We start from the raw sequence: 1,013 nt of genomic DNA, 5'->3' as shown, positions 1-1,013 counted from the left end.
CTAGAGGTTCGGGCCTGTTTTGTTCTCTGGTAGGGCAGAGCAGGCTCAGGGCTACTGAAAGCCCGCTCCGTAACGCTTTAGCGGTCGGAGTCGGGTAGTTTACACCACAGATCCGGTCACGTAGCGTTGCGGAGCAACAGGAGCAACAAAGTTTGTACGGGGAACATGAGGTGGAGTTGAGAAGAGGTGCCTAGCCCAACCTTTGAACAGCCTGAGGAAATCCGAGCGCTTTTTGACCGCATTGCTCCCCACTATGACTCCCTCAACCAAACCTTGAGCCTGGGCCTCCATCAGGTTTGGAAGCGTATGGCCGTGCGTTGGTCGGGCGCCAGCTCAGGAGGATATGTGCTGGATCTGTGCTGTGGAACCGGTGATCTGGCTCTGCAGTTGGCCCGCCGAGTAGGACGAAGGGGACATGTGGTGGGCCTAGATTTCTCTCCCGCCATGCTGGCGATTGCCCGGCGTCGCTCCCGGCTCTTCCCTGACTACTCCCTGGAGTGGGTTTTGGGAGATGCCTTGGCCTTACCTTTTCCCGACAGTAGCTTCGATGCCATTACCATGGGCTACGGCTTGCGCAATGTAACCGATATTCCCCAAGCCTTGCGAGAGATTAGGCGAGTACTGAAGCCAGGACGTCGTGCCGCCATTTTGGATTTTCACCGCCCCACAGGGATCCCTCTTTGCGAACAATTTCAGCGCTGGTACTTGAACACTCAGGTGGTTGCCCAGGCCAAAACTTTGGGACTGGGATCCGAATATGCCTACATTGATCCCAGCCTAGATCGCTTTCCCTCTGGAGAAGAGCAACGACAAATGGCCCTGCAGGCAGGGTTTGCCAGTGCCAAGTTCTACCCCCTAGCGTGGGGCATGATGGGGGTACTGGTGATTGAGAAGTTTCGTATTGTTTCGATTAATTCCACTTCCCCGAAGGGAAGCGACTCCCGCCGATTATAACCCTTGCCCAGAGCGGGATCCAGGGGCCTAGATCGACAGGGTCTCGTTTAAGGACTCCG

General features: G+C 56.2%; 1 protein-coding gene. It reads left to right on the top strand.

What is annotated here, in order from left to right:
• The first annotated feature begins 186 nt into the window (after positions 1 to 186).
• A complete protein-coding gene (gene ubiE / locus NW837_RS07815; RefSeq protein WP_414330441.1) occupies positions 187 to 954 on the top strand; it encodes a bifunctional demethylmenaquinone methyltransferase/2-methoxy-6-polyprenyl-1,4-benzoquinol methylase UbiE in 768 nt (255 codons plus the stop codon).
• Positions 955 to 1,013 lie beyond the last annotated feature (59 nt).

This window comes from Synechococcus sp. R6-10, from assembly GCF_047461815.1.
Lineage (GTDB): Bacteria > Cyanobacteriota > Cyanobacteriia > Thermostichales > Thermostichaceae > Thermostichus.
Note: the sequence above shows the minus strand (reverse complement) of the source record. Positions and strands in the feature narration are given on the sequence as shown.